Annotated in this window: 16 protein-coding genes and 1 pseudogene; 9 read left to right on the top strand and 8 right to left on the bottom strand. The window is 59.4% G+C overall.

The features are described 5' to 3' along the window. Positions 1–2: 2 nt before the first annotated feature. The gene (locus PDR5_RS17685) at positions 3–1,295 is read right to left on the bottom strand and encodes an MFS transporter (RefSeq protein ID WP_064597597.1); all 1,293 of its coding nucleotides are present in this window, start codon (positions 1,293–1,295) and stop codon (positions 3–5) included. Between the two features lie 281 nt (positions 1,296–1,576). On the opposite strand from PDR5_RS17685, the gene PDR5_RS17680 reads away from it, so the two are divergent. Beyond that, positions 1,577–1,885, top strand: a complete 309-nt coding sequence (locus tag PDR5_RS17680; protein WP_064597595.1) for an RcnB family protein — start codon at positions 1,577–1,579, stop codon at positions 1,883–1,885. Positions 1,886–1,984: 99 nt separating this feature from the next. Beyond that, entirely contained in the window at positions 1,985–2,449 is a 465-nt protein-coding gene (locus PDR5_RS17675) for a hypothetical protein (RefSeq protein WP_064597593.1), read from the top strand. 3 nt (positions 2,450–2,452) lie between these two features. Here PDR5_RS17675 and PDR5_RS17670 read toward each other — a convergent pair. Further along, positions 2,453–3,528: pseudogene (locus PDR5_RS17670) on the bottom strand (diguanylate cyclase domain-containing protein). A gap of 289 nt (positions 3,529–3,817) precedes the next feature. On the opposite strand from PDR5_RS17670, the gene PDR5_RS17665 reads away from it, so the two are divergent. The 3 genes from PDR5_RS17665 to PDR5_RS17655 all read left to right on the top strand — a co-directional run bounded on the left by PDR5_RS17665 (position 3,818) and on the right by PDR5_RS17655 (position 7,564). Next, entirely contained in the window at positions 3,818–6,670 is a 2,853-nt protein-coding gene (locus PDR5_RS17665; protein WP_064597591.1) for a P-loop NTPase, read from the top strand. 101 nt (positions 6,671–6,771) lie between these two features. Further along, positions 6,772–7,110, top strand: a complete 339-nt coding sequence (locus PDR5_RS17660; protein WP_064597589.1) for an FKBP-type peptidyl-prolyl cis-trans isomerase — start codon at positions 6,772–6,774, stop codon at positions 7,108–7,110. A 43-nt stretch (positions 7,111–7,153) separates the two neighbouring features. Beyond that, positions 7,154–7,564: a hypothetical protein gene (locus PDR5_RS17655; protein ID WP_064597587.1), complete on the top strand. Its 411-nt coding sequence runs from the start codon at positions 7,154–7,156 to the stop codon at positions 7,562–7,564. 74 nt (positions 7,565–7,638) lie between these two features. Here PDR5_RS17655 and PDR5_RS17650 read toward each other — a convergent pair whose 3' ends face one another. After that, positions 7,639–7,920, bottom strand: a complete 282-nt coding sequence (locus PDR5_RS17650) for a hypothetical protein (protein WP_064597585.1) — start codon at positions 7,918–7,920, stop codon at positions 7,639–7,641. A gap of 9 nt (positions 7,921–7,929) precedes the next feature. Beyond that, positions 7,930–8,301, bottom strand: a complete 372-nt coding sequence (locus PDR5_RS17645; protein ID WP_064597583.1) for a DUF6124 family protein — start codon at positions 8,299–8,301, stop codon at positions 7,930–7,932. Between the two features lie 511 nt (positions 8,302–8,812). On the opposite strand from PDR5_RS17645, the gene PDR5_RS17640 reads away from it, so the two are divergent. Beyond that, on the top strand, positions 8,813–9,127 hold the full coding sequence (locus PDR5_RS17640) for a helix-turn-helix domain-containing protein (protein WP_064597580.1): 315 nt from the start codon (positions 8,813–8,815) through the stop codon (positions 9,125–9,127). A 19-nt stretch (positions 9,128–9,146) separates the two neighbouring features. On the opposite strand, the gene PDR5_RS17635 is transcribed toward PDR5_RS17640, so the two are convergent. After that, positions 9,147–10,247: a cytochrome P450 gene (locus PDR5_RS17635; RefSeq protein ID WP_064597578.1), complete on the bottom strand. Its 1,101-nt coding sequence runs from the start codon at positions 10,245–10,247 to the stop codon at positions 9,147–9,149. Between the two features lie 79 nt (positions 10,248–10,326). Between PDR5_RS17635 and PDR5_RS17630 the strand changes: the two genes are divergently transcribed. Then, on the top strand, positions 10,327–11,088 hold the full coding sequence (locus PDR5_RS17630; RefSeq protein WP_064597576.1) for an ArsR/SmtB family transcription factor: 762 nt from the start codon (positions 10,327–10,329) through the stop codon (positions 11,086–11,088). On the opposite strand, the gene PDR5_RS17625 is transcribed toward PDR5_RS17630, so the two are convergent. Further along, positions 11,085–11,828 (bottom strand): SDR family NAD(P)-dependent oxidoreductase, encoded by a 744-nt coding sequence (locus PDR5_RS17625; RefSeq protein WP_064597574.1) that lies wholly within the window; start codon positions 11,826–11,828, stop codon positions 11,085–11,087. The two genes, PDR5_RS17630 and PDR5_RS17625, sit on opposite strands and share 4 nt — an antisense overlap. Before the next feature lie 261 nt (positions 11,829–12,089). Here PDR5_RS17625 and PDR5_RS17620 point away from each other — a divergent pair, with 261 nt between their 5' ends. Both PDR5_RS17620 and PDR5_RS17615 read left to right on the top strand, forming a co-directional pair. Beyond that, positions 12,090–13,310: a putative DNA modification/repair radical SAM protein gene (locus PDR5_RS17620; protein WP_064597572.1), complete on the top strand. Its 1,221-nt coding sequence runs from the start codon at positions 12,090–12,092 to the stop codon at positions 13,308–13,310. Next, entirely contained in the window at positions 13,307–14,146 is an 840-nt protein-coding gene (locus PDR5_RS17615) for a TIGR03915 family putative DNA repair protein (protein WP_064597570.1), read from the top strand. Before PDR5_RS17620 ends, PDR5_RS17615 begins: the two co-directional genes overlap by 4 nt. Before the next feature lie 52 nt (positions 14,147–14,198). On the opposite strand, the gene PDR5_RS17610 is transcribed toward PDR5_RS17615, so the two are convergent. Both PDR5_RS17610 and lpdA read right to left on the bottom strand, forming a co-directional pair. After that, a complete protein-coding gene (locus tag PDR5_RS17610) occupies positions 14,199–15,218 on the bottom strand; it encodes a branched-chain amino acid aminotransferase (RefSeq protein ID WP_064597568.1) in 1,020 nt (339 codons plus the stop codon). 165 nt (positions 15,219–15,383) lie between these two features. Next, on the bottom strand, positions 15,384–16,757 hold the full coding sequence (gene lpdA, locus PDR5_RS17605; protein WP_064597566.1) for a dihydrolipoyl dehydrogenase: 1,374 nt from the start codon (positions 16,755–16,757) through the stop codon (positions 15,384–15,386). Between the last annotated feature and the right edge of the window lie 3 nt (positions 16,758–16,760).

Genomic DNA, 16,760 nt, shown 5'->3' with positions numbered 1-16,760 from the left:
TCTCAGGCAGTAACAGGTTGCAGACGACCGCCGGCCCGGCGATACAGATAAAGCGTCGCGCACAATGCGCAGAGCGCGCCGATGCTCATCCAGTAACCCGGTGCGGCTTTGTCGCCGGTGTACTCAATCAGGAAGGTCGACATTGCCGGGGTGAACCCGCCGAACACGGCAGTGGCGAGGCTATAGGCCAGGGAGAAACCGGCCACCCGCACTTCCACCGGCATGATTTCGGTCAGGGCCGGGATCATCGCGCCGTTGTACAGACCGTAGATAAACGACAGCCACAACAGCGACAGCAGCATGTGGCTGAAGCTAGGCGCCTGCACCAGATACGACAGCGCCGGATACGTGGTGGCCAGCGCCAGCAGCGCCATGGCGATCAGCACCGGACGGCGGCCGACGCGATCGGACAATGCCCCGCCAATCGGCAGCCAGAAGAAATTGGAAACGCCCACCAGTAGCGTCACCAGCAACGCATCCGATGTGCTCAGGTGCAGCACGGTTTTGCCGAAGGTCGGTGCGTACACGGTAATCAAGTAAAACGCGGTGGTGGTCAGGGCAACCATCAGCATCCCGCCCAGCACCACGCCCCAGTTCTGACCGAGGGTGCGGAACACTTCCTTCATGCTCGGGCGATGTTTGCGAGCGGCGAATTCTTCGGTTTCCGCCAGATTGCGCCGCAGAAAGAAGATGAACGGCACGATCATGCAGCCGACGAAAAACGGAATCCGCCAGCCCCAATCGGCGACGGCTTGCGGCGCCATCCACTGGTTCAAGCCATAACCCAGCGCAGCGGCGACGACGATGGCCACTTGCTGACTGGCCGACTGCCAGGCGGTGAAAAAGCCTTTGCGACCGGGTGTGGCGATCTCCGAGAGATACACCGAAACCCCGCCCAGTTCGGCACCGGCGGAGAAGCCTTGCAGCAGCCGCCCGATCAACACCAGCGCCGGGGCAAACAGGCCGATGGTTTCATATCCGGGCACCAGCACAATCAGGATCGTGCCGCTGGCCATGATCGACAGGGTGACGATCAAACCTTTGCGACGACCGACGTCATCAATGTACGCGCCGAGCACGATAGCCCCCAGCGGACGCATCAAAAAGCCTGCGCCGAACACTGCGAAAGTCATCATCAGGGACGCGAACTCACTGCTCGCCGGAAAGAACACCGCCGCTATCTGCGTGGCGTAGAAGCCGAACAGAAAGAAGTCGAACTGTTCGAGGAAGTTACCCGAGGTCACCCGGAAAATGGCGCCGGCCCGCGAGCCGCCGTGTGGGATTGAGGCTGTCATAGAAAAGTACTCCACCGCTTTTATGACGTGCGCGACGGGGAGGCGGCGCACGGTTCTTATTGGGGCGGATAGTGGCGCGCAGGGATCGATTTGTTAATTGCATTGTTGGTATGGATTGATGCGCTATGCAGATCAATGGAAACTTTGTGAGAGCTGGCTTGCCAGCGATGGCGTCATGACTGGCGACTACAATCTCCGGCTCAGCGCCATCAAAAAACAAGGAATGATTCCGGAACTCAGCAGTCGGAGTTCAGGTATCACAAATCTCAGGAGGTTCACCGATGAACAACAAGACCCTAATCGCCAGCCTGGCACTCGTCGCCGGCATCGCCGGGATCAGCCCCCTAGTTCAAGCGGCGCAAACCTCGAACGACACTGTCGAACAATCACCGACCGGCAACCGCGAATTGAACGTCAACGACCGCGCCCCGGATATCTACCAGCGCAGCGAAAAAGCCATCAAAAACTGGAAACAGAAAGGCCTCAAACAGCCGGAGCCGCAGGCGCAGTGGGTACAGATCAATGACAAGTACGTGATGGTGATGATCACCAACGGGACGATTGTGGCGATTCAGCCGGTGGAGCGCTGACCTCAAGCAACAATTGGCCATGGACGGTTGATTGCATTCGAGCGCCATTCCGGTAAAACGCGAGGGCGTTTCGAGTGACTGGATGTCAGGAGCAATTCGTTGGACAAGAAACCCCTTTATCGAAAAGAAAACACCACCGCCCACAACGTTTGGCGCAACAACTCGGGCGGGCATTACCGACATCAACGAAACACCAAGTCTGAAATCCACAGCGAGGCTACACGCGGTTCGATGCATGGCATCAAGCACCATGGCTACGATTACACGCCGTTGTTTCGCTTTTTGCTGTCGCGTGTTGGCGGTGATTGGGACGAAATTTTCAGTGAAGCCGTGTCGCGGCTGGATCGGCAAGATCCGGTGTTCTGGATGGTCGCTTTGCATGAACACGAGCGAAGGGATGTGGTGGGGGTGGGTGAGTCCAGCATCTACAGTGGGTTATACGTCGATGAGAACAAGCGCCTGCAAATCGTCAATTCAGCCCTGAAAGCCGAAGACATGACGCCTACGTGCCAGTGCTGCACGTATACCTTTAATGGCGTTGTATTCGGTACGCCCGAGCGCTGAAACTCAATCAGCGTGGCCATAACTCAGCGTCTGCCCGCCACCCAACCGATACTGATTGTTCCCGCTGCGTTTGGCCTCGTACATCGCCAGATCCGCAATGTGCAGCAACCGGTCCATGGTCGGTGCGTGGTCGGGGAACACGGCGACGCCGAGGCTGGTGCCGATGTGGCGTTGTTCGTTGCCGATGGGAATTGGTGGGGACAGTTCGATGAAGATTTTCTGACAGATGCTGCGGGCTTCGTCCTGCAGGTTCAGGCCGGGGGCGAGGCCTTGCAGGATGACCACGAATTCGTCGCCGCCGATCCGCGCGACCGTGTCGCTGACCCGCAGGATGCGTTTCAGGCGTGTGGCGGTGGTGGTCAGAACGCGGTCGCCGGCGGCGTGGCCGTAGCGGTCGTTGATCGCTTTGAAACCGTTGAGATCGAGAAACACCAGCGCCACCCGCGTCTCGGCCACGCGCGCATGTTCCAGTGCTTCCGATAGCCGGTCTTCCAGCACCAGCCGATTCGGCAGGCCGGTCAATGGGTCGAAATGAGCAAGATGCTGAAGGTAGCTGGCCGAGGCCTTTTCTTCGGTGATGTCGCGCACCACGCCCATCATCTTGATCACCGCGTCGTGATCGTTGCGCACCACATTGCCGGTTTCACGCAGCCAGCGAATCGTGCCGTCGGGCCAGACCACGCGGTATTCCTCATCGTGGTTTTCACCGGTCTCAAGACATCGCAATTCCCCGGCGCGCACCTTGGCGCGGTCTTCGGGGTGTACGCAGGAGCAGAACAGGGCGTAGGAGGGCGTCACCTCGCCGATCTTGAACCCGAACATGCCGAAGATTGCGTCCGACCAATAGAGCCGGTCAGTGTCGACCTCCCAGTCCCAGGTGCCGATCCGGGCAAAATACTGGCTGCGCTTGAAACGGTCGGCGTCGCTATCGGCACGCAGTGGCGGGTTTTCCATAAGGCGAGTGATCAGCGCCTGCAAGGTTTCGAGTTCTTTTCGCAGAAGTGCTGGCGCCACAGCAGACAGCCGATCACGCCCACAGCAATGGTGCCCGGAACCATGACGGTCCAGATCAGATTCATTCAGAAATTGCCCTCATGGCGAGCGGGACCGTACTCAGACGAAGTTGCCGCGTAGCTTAAATCAGTGCTTTGCGCGGAAACAGATCATTAGAAAGTTTGTGTGGTTTTTTCGGCAGCGGGTCGTCGTTTTGGGAGTCGATGCAGAAAATGGAAGCCGGTTTCCGGAGCTGTCAATGTTCAAGTTATCCAAACTGCCATTACTCAAGAAGAATAGGTATCATCCAGCGGGATAATAGGGTGGCAATGACGGCAGCAAGGCTGTCACTTTAGAGGAATAGGGAGAAAGGAAGTGATTGACGTTCATCCTAAGGTGGCGCTTATAACTGCCATAAAGGCTACCACGCGGCCCGTCGCATTTCTCGTGGGCTCGGCGCTCTCGACTGATTCGTCAGGAGGCGTGCCTGGGGTTGCCGCAATGCTTGAAATTGTTCTCGAAGAAATTGCTGCGACTGTCCCGGACGAGGTCGCGCGATACGAGGCCGATCTTAAGGGCGCAACGCCTGCCGATCAGTATCAAACAGCGATGCGCTGGCTCCAAGGCAACCTTGGACAAGATGCAGTCAATCGAGTGATTGAGCGTGCGGTCCTCAAGGCTCGAAAAAGCGGTGCTCCTTCTCCGTTTGACAAAGATGGAGACGCTGGCGACTGGACGTTGCCCCGGGGCACTAATGAACTGGCAAAGCTCGTGGTCAATGGGCGCGCGAAGTTCACCGGCCCCATACTGACGACGAATTTCGATCCACTGTTGTCCCTTGCGATCAGGAGCAATGGTGGCCAGGCGAATATCCGCGTCCTGGATTCCGATGGAAGCACTGGCAAAAGGGTCGAGACGCAAGACGGCAGCAACCTGGTCGTCCACATGCATGGTTACTGGCGTGGAGCAGACACGTTGCATACCGTCACGCAACTCACGAGCCCCAGGCCCAAGCTGAAAGCCTCCCTGCAGAACCTGCTCCGCGACCACACGTTGGTCGTTGCCGCCTATGCCGGGTGGGACGACGTGTTCACAGAAGCCTTGGCAACTCTCCTGGATGACGAAGAGGCCAAAATCAACATCCTGTGGTGCTTTTACGACAAGGATCCATCGAGCATTGAGGCCCGCTACGCGAGGCTGATTTCCCGAGTGCAGTCTGCCATTGGCCAAGGCCGGTTTGTCATGTATGGAGGCATTGATTGCCATTCTATTTTCTCGGAGCTCAGTGTGCCGAGTGCGACAGCCACCCCCGTCGCAAACATGACCACCAGATCACCGATACCCGGTTGGAGCGTGATCGATACACACTACCTGGAAACGCTGGAACCACTTCGTCAGGACGAGGTAATTCGCTTTTTCGATGGTGCAGTGCCGACATGGCGGCACTCCGTATCGCAGGACATCCCTCGCCGCGAGATCGCCAAAACTCTGGCGAAGTGGCCGGCACAAGCGGGAAGCGTCTCTGATGGATGCATTCAGTTGATCAAGGCAGCAGGTGGTGAGGGAAAAACCACGGTTCTTCTCCAGGCAGCCGCCGATATCGTGCGCAGCGGTGCGCGAACCGTTCTCTGGCGTATGTCTCCGGAGGCCCAGCTCAAGCCGGCAGACGTTGCAAAGCTCGGAACTGACAAACAATGGCTGATTGTGGCGGATGACGCTGAAAGCATCGCTCAGGATGTGGCGGCCTGTGCCCGCTCATTGCATGCAGCCGGGCAAGCCAATGTTGACTTCCTTTTGGCGGCACGCGATACGGATTGGCGCAATGCACGTGCCTATGAGTATCCATGGGGCCAATGGTTGAACGTCATGCCCGATATCATCCTTCGCCATATCGGCATCGAGGACGCGCGTTCAATTGTTGATGCATGGGCGCGGTTCGGAACCAAAGGCCTGGGGCAGCTGATCAAGATCCATAATCCAGAAGAACGTGCCGCGGCATTGCTGCGCGCCACAAAAGAAGTGGATACGCGGCGCGGCGACGGTTCTCTCTTTGGTGGCTTGCTCGCCGTACGCTTCGATGACGCGAGCCTGCTCACCCACGTGCGCGAGCTACTCGTTCATCTGCGAGATGTTCCGATCGAGGGGTGTGACGCCACGCTTTTCGATGCGGCCTTGTATATTGCTGTCTGCCATTCGGTCGGCATTCCAGGTATTCATGAGACCGTCCTCGCCGACTTGCTGTCCGTACCCAGGGATCGTCTCCACACTCGCGTGGTGCGTCCTCTGGGCGAAGAATCCGTTGCGGTCAGGACGGCTGGGTGTGTAGTCACACGACATGCGCGCGTGGCCATGGCGATCGTGACCGAGGCCCATTCAACCTTCGACATCGACCTGGCTGAGACGTGGTCCTCACTGCTGCACCAAACTGTGAAGGTAGATCGCGAACTAAGGTTGCCGATGTACTGGTTTTCCAAGATTGTCCACGTCGGCCCACGCCTTCGCGAACAACTGCCCAAGGCTATTCCCGAAGATGAGCGGGTTGCGATAGGGCTGGCGACAGCTCGTACGGCCCTTGAATGCAAGCCTGAATGGCTGGCCTGCGTGGTGGGATTAGGCAACGCCTATCGAATGGCCGGCCTGCCCGCGGATGCCATCACGACATTCCGCACCCATCTGAAGGATGCGCAGAGAAAAGCGGACTACAAAAATGTAATTCGTGGTTACTCATACGAGTGGGGTGTTTCGGAGGGGGCGGGGACGACTGATCAGGACGGGAGTAATCGAGGGGCGGATGCATGGATCCAGGGTATAGCCCTCTCTGACCACTTCCGGCCGGTCGCCATCACTGCAGAAAATGCAAGGATGATCTTCGCCGGGCTTGGTGTCGCGTTTGGCAAGCTTGCAAAGCCTCAACCTGACTGCCCCTTTGCACTCGCCAAGCGCGCTGTTGCGTATCTTGGTCGTCTCGACGGCAGTGACGTTAAAGGAAAGCGTTATTTCGACAAGTACGATCAAGAGGCAGACCGCCTCGGGACGCCGAAACCCGCAAGTATTGCCCAAGCCATCGGCTGGCTAACCGCGGGAACTGCAAGTGCGGGGCAATTGGTCGGAGACGCTTTACTGAAAAGCTTGGCAAGCCCGAGCCGGATTTCCTTCACGATGCTTGAGCGACACTTATCATCGGATCAGCAACATAAGGGGCACTCACCGAGCCTGTCTCGGGCGTAGGCATACGGTTTCTTCGTGAAGAGTCCACCGCCATTGTCTACCCGTTTCGGGGATAACGTGCGTGTGGGCTCTGATACGGCCACTTTTTGCGAGTTAGTAACATGAGCGACGTACTGCAAATCATTGACTTGCAAACTGGTGACGGAAAAACCGCCGTCAAAGGCGCGTTGATCACCACCCAATACACCGGTTGGCTGGAAGACGGCACCGAATTCGATTCATCCTGGAGCCGGGGCAAACCGTTTCAGTGTGTGATCGGCACCGGTCGGGTGATCAAGGGTTGGGATCAGGGGATTATGGGGATGCAGGTGGGCGGCAAGCGCAAACTGCTGGTGCCGGCGCATCTGGGTTACGGCGAGCGGACGATGGGCAAGATTCCGCCGAATTCGAATCTGGTGTTTGAGATTGAGTTGCTTGAGGTTTTGACGCGGGAGGATTGATGACCGGAGGTCATCTTGTTCGAACGGCTCAAGGATCAGGTCGATGGATGTTGAACAGATCATTTACAAAACCGTTGCGTGGTTGACTATCGAACACCCGGGAAGACGGAGATCGATGTACAACATCGAGCTGGTAATCATGGCGGCCACGATGGTTTTTTTGTGGTTCGCCGGAAAGGATGTCCTCGCACGGCGAGAAGCCTTTCTGGCCCGCAAGGCTCAGGTCTTGGCGTCAAAGCCACTGTCTGCGATTTCCTTCGCCGAGGAAGACGGGCAGAAGGTCAGACTCACCGGCGTTTTGCAGGAGACGGAAGGCGCTTACACCGTGACAGTGACTCGCGACGATGACAAAGAAGCCACTGTTTCGTCCCGCGACGGGTTGTTTTCGCTGATAGAGGTCGAGGCTTACTTGAGGGCGCATACGCCTTTCATTCTGTCTGACTTTCGGCGTTAACCACATCTGCACACAAAACCCGCAGCCTCCCTCAACGGAGGCTGCGGGTTTTTTCTTGCCTTGCGCCCCGGGTATTACGCAGCCATTGCCATCTCATCCAGCGTCGCGGCAACCGTGCCGGTCAGGCTTGGGAACCTGCGTTTTACGCTGGCGAGTGCCGGCAGCAGGCGGTTGCGGTCCAGTTCGCCATGGTCCCGGGCAATCTGGACGAGGGCGGTGAGGGCGGCGCTGACGATGGATTTCCGTTCGCTCTCGAGCAATAGCAGACAGGCTTTCTGGGCCCATTGGCTGTCTTTCTCGTTGAGGCCGATGGAGATCAGGGCGGCGACGATGTGTGCATCGGATTTGCTTTCCATGGGTGTTCCTCAGGTCGTGGCATCGAGAGTGTCCAGCGCCCGGTTCACAGCCAGTTCGCCACACATCACCACTTGGGCGATGCCCAGCACAGTGCTGCGGTAGGGCGGGTCCAGCAGCGCGGCGAAGTCGCTGAGCATCACGCTGGCCGAAGTCATCGATTCGCAGGCGTGGGCCAGCAGGGCATGCTGATCCAGGTCGGGGGCGACGAGGAACATGCGGCCGGGGCAGTGTTGTTTCGGGGCTGTGGGTTTCAGGTAATGGTCGAGGGCGCGCTCGGCGGCTTCGTGGAGTTTTTTTGAGTCGGTGGAGGAGTAGGGGGAAGTTGGGTCGGATTCGGACGTTAAGTCTGTTTCCGGTGGATTAGGCGTTGGCTTGATCATTTGCTCAGAGTCTCCAGTAATGCTGACACCCATTTCGCGACTAAACGATTGGGTGGTAGCTATGCGCAGGTTAGTCGACCGGGACACCAAGCTTTACCGGCGCACCCGAAGGCGCCCTGCGCACAGCTACCATTGAGCGCAGGCGCAAAAGCACCTGACTGAATGACTGCATGCGAAGTTGGAGAACACCGAGCGACTAAACCCGTTCACTGACCATTCAGTGATGCGAATCAAGTTACGGGCAGGCTCCAAACTGCACAAGCCGGCGGATTCTGGCGTAGTTGTAGGCAAAGGCGCAAGGCGATGTAGCCTCTCGGATGACGGCAAAATGATGCTTCATTTGTCAGGCTTTATGGCGCACATAAGAGGTCGCCGCCGGCCTGTGAAGCGTGCTTGCTTGTGAACATCCTCTTTGTGATACCGAATATTTAATAAGCCACTTCGAGCTTGATTTATATCGGTTTCGATATAGCCTGCGTGGCACATTCAAATGCCAGGAACAGGTGAAACCATGAAGGATCATCAAAACCCACCCCAGCGTTTCTCAAACATCTGGGACGCACTGGAAGACACGCCGCAGGAAGCGGCCAACATGCGTCTGCGGGCCAAGCTGATGCGCACGCTTTGCGAAACGATTCGTGCGTGGGAGCTTCCCCAAAAGGAGGCGGCCAAGCGTCTTGGCGTCACTCAGCCGCGTCTCAACGACGTACTCAACGGCAAAATCGACAAGTTCTCGCTGGATGCGCTGGTCAACCTGTCGGCGGCCGCAAAACTGGAAGTAGATCTCTGTTTCCAGTTGCCTGCTTCCCTGGAATGGGCCACCTGATCCTTGATTGCAGCGGTGCTTAAATCTGCACCTCGCTGAACATCGGAACTCTCCCATTCAACGAAGGCCGGTAGTGCCACGCGAGTCGCCCCGGATCGATGTCGCGGGCGAGGATTTCAGTGAGCGTGGCGCGGGCGATCGTCATCGCCAGCATTTGTCCGGGACATTGATGCCGACCGCTGCCAAACGTGAAGCTGCGGCGATTCGGGCGATCCGGCATAAAACGATCCGGGTTTTCATTGAGTGCCGGATCGCGATTGGCCGAGGCCAGCAGCACCAGAATCACGTCGCCGGCTTCCAGCCGTACGCCGTCGATTTCGCAGCTGTTCGCCACAAAACGGCGAGTGTTCTGTACCGAGGAATCGAAACGCTGGACTTCGGCGAGCAGCGAATCTAAGGACGCATTGCGTAATTCAGGCTGACGCTGCAACGCCACCAGCGCATTACCAATCAACCCGGCGGTGGCCTCGAACGTCTGCGAACAGAGGCCGATCAGGTTGGCGAGCAGCACGTCCTCATTGCCGACAAAACGCTGGCGAATGTCGGCGAGAAACGGATTCGGATCCGCCAGCAATTCGATGAAGTATCCGCGCAATTGCTCCGCCGCCCGATGGGCTGCCGCCAGTTGCAGGTCATTGCTCAACGGCGACAGGCACGCCGCGAAATCCGCCGTCAGTTCACTGATGACCCGCGCCTGCGCCGGGGTGAATCCGAGCAACGATGCAATCACGCACACCGGGCCGCGAAACATGGCTTTATAGAGGCCGTCGGAATCATTGGTGATCAACCGCGCGGACACCAGAGCGCTGACTTCTTCCCGATCAAAGAGCCCCAGCGGAGGCTCAATGGCCGAACGCGGGCAACGCTGAGCTTCACCGTCATTCATACGCATCAAGAGGCCAAACACCTTGCCCGCCATGCCATCGGCGATGGCTTTGGGCACTGGCTCCTGCACCGGACGCACCCGGCAATCCGGATGCGCCAACACTGCGCAAACCGCCCGGGCGTTGCTGGCGACCCACAGTTTCAGTCCATGATTAAAGGTCAGCCCGCCCGCCGCGCGCAGTTCGGCGTAGTAGGGGTAGGGGTCGGCGTGAGTCGCCGCGATGATCGGGTCCATGGATCGCAACCTTGTCGGTGGGGAAAGTGTTGCTACTATCTCCAGTCCTTGAGGGCGATGATTCGTCCGGGAGCGAAATATGCACGCAGAACATCAAGACATCGGCGTCTCGCAAGTGGCCGCCGCCATCGCGGAACCGGCGCGGACCAAAATGCTGTGCTCGCTGATGGACGGCCACGCCCGCACCGCCACCGAGCTGGCGACCCTTGCCGAAGTCAGCGCCTCGACCGCCAGCGCACACCTGGCCAAGCTCAAGGATCTGGCCTTGGTGCGCCTGCATGTGCAGGGCCGCCACCGTTATTACAGCCTCGCCGACAAGCGCGTGGCCCAGGCGCTCGAAGCGCTGATGGTGATCGGTCAGAACCCCGCGCCGACCTTCAAACCGCACACGCCGGATCGCCTGCAATTTGCCCGCACCTGCTACGACCACATGGCCGGCACGCTGGCGGTGTTGTTGCATGACCGCCTGCTTGAAGCGGGATGGCTGGTGGAAACCGATGAGCAGGTTTATCGCCTCAGTGAAAGCGGCGAGGCGATGTTTGAAGGCTTGGGCATTGAGGTCAAGGATCTGTCGACGCTGCGCCGACGGTTCGCCTGCCCGTGTCTGGACTGGAGCATGCGTCGGCCGCATTTGGGCGGTTCGCTCGGTGCGGCGTTGTTGCAGGCGGCTCTGAAGCGCAAATGGGTGACGCAGGATCTGGACAGTCGGGCGCTGACATTGACGGTGCAAGGGCGCCGAGAATTTGCGTCGCGCTGGGGTCTGGTTTTGCCGGAGTCCGGGCGGGATTCGTCAGGTCGCCAGTTGGCTGATTCCACGCCCGGATCGGTGCATGCGCGTTAGCTCAAGGTGTATCCGCTGTCGACCACCCAGTCCTGACCCATGACGCCGCGAGCACCATTGCCCAGCTGGAAAAGAATGACGTCGGCCACCGCCGCAGGTTCGAGGAATTGTCCGCCCAATAGTCGTTTGTTGACGCCTTGGGCCACGTCGCCGAGCGCTTCGTCGCTCAAGCCCAGTGTCGACCAGATCGGCGTTGCGGTCGGGCCGGGGGAGACGCAATTGATGCGCACGCCGTGGGGTGCAAGCTCGACCGCAAGGGTTCGGGCATGGGCGATCAATGCCGCTTTTGACGCGATGTAGGCAGCCAGTCCTGCGAAACTGATTTGGGCCAGAAAAGTACCGATGAACACCACTGACGCCTTGTCTGCAAGGTGCGGGCGCAGGGCGGCCAAGGTGTTCAGGGCGCCGGCGCCGTTCACTGCCCATTGGCGATCGAACGCCGAGCTGTTGAGCCCGTCAGCGAGCTCCGCAATACCGGCGTTAGGGATTACGAAATTCACCGGACCGAGGCGTGTAGCCTGTTCGGCCAAAGCGTTTAGGTCGGAAGCTTGAGTGACATCGCCGGGATGCCAGACCAGTTGGTGGGGATACCGCTCAAGCAGTTCGGCCAGTGCGCCGAGTTTTCGCGACATGGCCAATACGCGCGCGCCCTGATCCAGCAGACGCTCGGTAGCGGCTAGGCCTATGCCTGAACTGGCACCGGTGATGACGGCAAGCTTGCCCTGAAAAACATGATCCATGTTCGACTCCCGTTTTTGGTCTTCAGCCAAATGCTACCGGGAGCCAGTCAATTTTCGGGCCATGCCGGACAGCCTTTGATATCAAGGGCTGCGCAGGTTTGATAGTCATTATGACGCTTGTGGAATCGAGTCAATCTGACTGCCTTTGAGTCAAATTGACCTGACTCCTGCGGCGCGACATTCCGACGAAGAGCCGCATTGCGCCTTGTGTGAGCCAATCGCTCTCTATACTGTATATGCGAACAGTATCGAGTCCGTGCCATGCAAATCATCGACAAGCTCAGCATCCTCGCCGACGCCGCCAAGTACGACGCCTCCTGCGCCAGCAGTGGCGCGCCCAAGCGCAGTTCCGAGGGCAAGAGCGGGCTGGGCTCGACCGATGGCATGGGCATTTGCCACAGCTACACGCCGGACGGGCGTTGCGTGTCACTACTCAAGGTCCTGCTGACCAATTTCTGCCTCTACGACTGCCAATACTGCGTCAACCGCCGCTCCAGCGATGTGCCCCGTGCGCGTTTCACGCCCGAGGAAGTGGTGACGCTGACCCTGGATTTCTACCGGCGCAACTGCGTCAGCGGGTTGTTCCTCAGCTCGGGGATCATTCGCTCGGCGGACTACACGATGGAGCAACTGGTGCGTGTCGCGAAGCTGTTGCGCGAAGAGCATGAGTTCCGTGGCTACATTCATCTCAAGACCATTCCCGATGCGGACCCCGCGCTGATCGAAGAAGCCGGGCGTTACGCCGACCGCTTGAGCGTCAATATCGAATTGCCCACCGACGCAAGCTTGCAAACCCTCGCGCCGGAGAAGCACATCGGTTCGATCAAGCAGGCGATGAACACCATCTACACCGGCGTGCAGACCGTGCTCAACGAACCCCGCGCTCCGAAGTTCGCCCCGGCCGGGCAGAGCACGCAGATGATCGTCGGTGCCGATGACACCGACGACAGCACCATCCTGCACAGCGCTCAGGCCCTGTATGGCAACTTCCGCCTGCGCCGGGTCTATTACTCGGCCTTCAGCCCGATTCCCGACAGCCCGAAAAGCGTACCTCTGGCCGCGCCGCCACTGATGCGCGAGCACCGCCTGTATCAGGCTGATTTCCTGTTGCGCGGTTATGGCTATACCGCCGGTGAGTTGCTTCAGGGGCCGGGCAATCTGGCGCTGGACATCGACCCGAAACTGGCCTGGGCGCTACAGAATCGCGAGGTGTTCCCGCTGGATCTCAACCGTGCCGAACCGGCGTTGATTTCGCGCATACCCGGCATCGGCCTGCGCACCACCGAACGTCTGGTGGAGCTGCGTCGACAGCGGCGCATTCGCTACGAAGATGTGGCTCGCATGCGCTGTGTGCTGGCCAAGGCCAAGCCGTTCATCATCACCAGCGATTACCACCCACAGCAGGCAGAAGTCACCAGCCAGATGCTCTATCAGCAGTTGCGCGACCGGCCGATGCCGCAGCAGATGGGGCTGTGGGGATGATCAACCTCGATTGCGATGACCTGTTCGACACCTGGCGCCAGCAGGCGCGCTGGCTGCTCAGCCATGAAATCGATCCGAGTCTGGTGAGCTGGGCGTCGGAAGGGGTAAGTGATCTGTTTGCCAATGACGTGTCGGTGCCCGAAGGGCAGGGGCCGTTTCAGGCGCGGATTCCGCGTGCGTTGCTCGACACCCTGGAACAAGCGTCGCGATACCGTGGCGATCAACGCTGGAGTTTGCTGTATGAAGTGCTGTGGCGAGTCAGCCACGGCGACCGCACGGCAATGATGGCCGGCGACAAGCTGGGCAGCGAGTTGCAGCGGCGGATCAAGCAGGTGCAGCGCGAAGCCCATCATCTGCATGCGTTCGTGCGTTTCATCGAGCGCCCGGCAGAGCTGCCGGGCCCGCAATATGTCGCATGGCACGAACCGGCCCACGACATTCTGCACAGCGCCAGCGAACACTTCGTCGGGCGCATGGGCCGGCATCGCTGGCTGATCGCCACGCCCCGCGACGGGGTTTATTACGATGGTGAACAACTGATCCATGAACGTCAGTGTCCGCTGGAGTGGCAGCAACTGGCGCAGAACGTCGATGATCCCCACGGTGACTTGTGGCTGACGTACTACAGCCACATCTTCAACCCGGCGCGTTTGAACGAGAAAGTCATGCAGGGGCATTTGCCGACGCGGTTCTGGAAGAACCTGCCGGAAGGAGAGCTGATTCCCGGATTGATTACTCAGGCACGAATGGGCAAGCAGCAGAACGGGCAGGCGAGCGGGATCGCCGGTCGCGCGGGTAAGCGGATTGCCATGAAGGCCGGCGAGCGAGGCGAATGAAAAAGCCCCCATCGATCACTCGATGGGGGCTTTTGTGCATCTGGCCGTCAGATCAAACCTTGACGATCCAGCCTGCTGGCGCTTCGACGTCGCCAGTCTGTACGCCGGTCAGCTCTTTGTAGAGCTTCTGGGTGACCGGGCCGACTTCGGTTTCGCTGTGGAACACGTGCAGGTGGTCGTTGTAGCTGATGCCGCCGATTGGGGTGATCACCGCAGCAGTACCGCAAGCACCGGCCTCTTTGAAGTCCGACAGCTTGTCGATGAACACATCACCTTCGACCACTTCCAGGCCCAGGCGGGACTTGGCCAGTTCGATCAGCGACAGACGGGTGATACCCGGCAGTACTGACGGCGAGTTCGGGGTCACGAACTTGTTGTCGTGAGTGATCCCGAAGAAGTTGGCCGAACCGACTTCCTCGATCTTTTTGTGGGTCAGCGGATCCAGGTAGATGGCGTCAGCGAAGTGCGCTTTCTTGGCCTGGGAGCCCGGCATCAGGCTGGCAGCGTAGTTGCCACCGACCTTGGCGGCACCGGTGCCTTGTGGCGCGGCGCGGTCGAAGGTGGAGATCTGGAAGTTGTGCGGGGTCAGGCCGCCCTTGAAGTAGGCGCCGACCGGGATCGCGAATACCGAAAAGATGAACTCAGGTGCAGTACGCACGCCAATGTTGTCACCCACGCCGATCACGAACGGACGCAGGTACAGCGCGCCGCCGGTGCCGTAAGGCGGGATGAAGCGCTCGTTGGCGCGTACCACTTGCTTGCATGCTTCAATGAACTGCTCGGTGGAGACATGCGGCATCAGCAGGCGGGCGCAGCTGCGTTGCATGCGCGCGGCGTTCTGGTCCGGACGGAACAGGTTGATCGAGCCGTCCTTGCAACGATAGGCCTTCAGGCCTTCGAAGCATTGCTGGCCATAGTGAAGGGCAGTGGAGCCTTCGCTGATGTGCAGCACGTTGTCTTCGGTCAGGGTGCCTTTGTCCCACTCGCCATTGCGAAAGTACGACAGATAGCGTTTGTCGGTCTTGATGTAGTCAAAACCCAGCTTGTCCCAGTTGATGCTTTCGTTACCCATGACACCCTCTATCACTGAACAACCGCCGAAGCGGTTCAAGGCTTCTGACGTTTTTTTGGATGGGCACAACAATACTTCATTCTTGAGCGGTTTCGCAGCCCGGGCGATGGGGGGAGTAGCAGATTTATTAGCCTGCTTATGAAAAAACTCCCCCGTGTCGGGTTTTTACAGGTGCAACGCGTGCCCAAGCGCACGCAACGCCGCTTCCTGCACCGCTTCACCCAGGGTCGGGTGCGCATGGATGGTGCCACCGATGTCCTCGAGTCGCGCACCCATTTCCAGGCTTTGCGCGAACGCAGTCGACAGTTCGGAGACCCCGACACCCACCGCCTGCCAGCCGACAATCACATGATTGTCCCGACGAGCGACCACCCGCACGAAGCCGGTTTTCGATTCCAGGGTCATCGCCCGGCCGTTGGCCGCGAACGGGAAGTTCGACACGATGCAGTCAAGTCCCGCCGCCTTGGCCTCGTCCGGGGTCTTGCCGACGACCACCAGCTCCGGGTCGGTGAAGCACACCGCAGCGATGGCGGTCGGGTTGAACTCGCGGGTCTTGCCGCTAATCAGCTCGGCGACCATCTCGCCCTGAGCCATGGCGCGGTGGGCCAGCATCGGTTCGCCGCTCAGGTCGCCGATGGCGTAGACGTTGCGCATGCTGGTCTGGCAGCGGCTGTCGATCTTGATCGCCGAACCGTTCATGTCCAGGTTCAGCGCTTCAAGGTTCCAGCCTTGGGTATTGGGTTTGCGACCGACAGCCACCAGCACCTGATCGGTTTCAAGGTTCAGGGTGTCGCCGTTCGGATCGCGCACCTGCAACGTCCCGTCGAAACCCAGCACGCTGTGCTTGAGGTACAGCTTCACGCCCAACTGCTTCAGCGCGTCGTGCACCGGTTGGGTCAGTTCGGCGTCGTAGGCCGGCAGGATGCGATCCTGCGCCTCGACCACACTGACCTCGGCGCCGAGCTTGCGATAGGCAATGCCCAGCTCCAGACCGATGTAACCACCGCCGACCACGATCAAGCGTTTCGGAACCGACTTCGGTGCCAACGCTTCGGTCGACGAAATGATCGGCCCGCCAATCGGCAGGATCGGCAGGTTGACGCTTTTCGAGCCGGTGGCCAGCACCAGATGCTCGCACTGGATGCGGGTATCGCCGACTTCCACGGTCTTGCCGTCGATGACCTTGGCCCAGCCATTGATGACCTGAACCTTGTGCTTCTTCAGCAACGCGGCGACGCCGGTGGTCAGGCGATCGACGATGCCGTCCTTCCACTCGACGCTCTTGGTGATGTCGAGGGTCGGCGCCGAAACGCTGATGCCCAGTGCCGAATGCTGATTGTGATGTTGCGTCTGGTGAAACTGCTCGGCCACATGAATCAACGCTTTCGACGGAATACAGCCGATGTTCAGGCAGGTGCCGCCCAGCGATTCGCCCTCGACCAAAATGGTCGGGATGCCCAGTTGCCCGGCGCGAATGGCCGTTACATAACCGCCGGGGCCGCCACCAATGATCAGCAGCGTGGTGTTCAGAGTTTGCATGCG

This window comes from Pseudomonas sp. DR 5-09, assembly GCF_001655595.1.
Lineage (GTDB): Bacteria > Pseudomonadota > Gammaproteobacteria > Pseudomonadales > Pseudomonadaceae > Aquipseudomonas > Aquipseudomonas pharyngis.
This window is presented reverse-complemented; position numbering and strand designations above follow the sequence as displayed.